At 71.6% G+C, this 560-nt stretch carries 1 protein-coding gene; it reads right to left on the bottom strand.

The window, feature by feature from the left end; translation table 11 throughout:
• On the bottom strand, positions 1-560 hold a 560-nt coding region (locus H7I41_RS07340), incomplete at both ends, for an ABC transporter substrate-binding protein (protein ID WP_264011923.1).

The raw sequence follows: 560 nt of genomic DNA, 5'->3' as shown, positions 1-560 counted from the left end.
GCATGCCAGCCGACCACCGCGTCGACCGAATTGTTCACCATCGCTTCGCTGTACAGGATGACCGGGTCCAGCGCCGACACCGACGCGGCGATGCCGACGTTGCGCAGTTGATCGGCCGCGGTGTTGGCCACCGCGATGGAGGTCGGGTCATTGGCCGCCACCCCGAGGACCACCGTGAGCTGTTCACCGTCCTTGACGATCTGGCCGCGGGCCTCGTCCGGTGCGGGACTGCCCGGGGTGCTGGGCTGCGTGGGCGTGATGGGTTCGATCCGGTAGCCGGCGTCGGCGAGCAGATTCAGCGCGGCCTCCCGACTCATCGCCGGCGGCGCGGTGGGCACGTAACCGGGGTCCGAGGGTGAGCGCACCTGCGCCTGCGCCAGCGTCACGGTGTTGTCGGATCCGGCCCCGACGGCGGCCAGCAGGTCCACGTCGAGCAGACCGAACAGCGCCTTGCGGACCCGCAGATCGGCCAGCGCCGGCTGCTGGGCGCGCAGGGTCACCTGCATGACCCGCGGGGTCGGCTGCTGGGCGCGCAGGGTCACCTGCATGACCCGCGGGGT

This window comes from [Mycobacterium] manitobense, from assembly GCF_025821665.1.
Lineage (GTDB): Bacteria > Actinomycetota > Actinomycetes > Mycobacteriales > Mycobacteriaceae > Mycobacterium > Mycobacterium arseniciresistens.
Note: the sequence above shows the minus strand (reverse complement) of the source record. Positions and strands in the feature narration are given on the sequence as shown.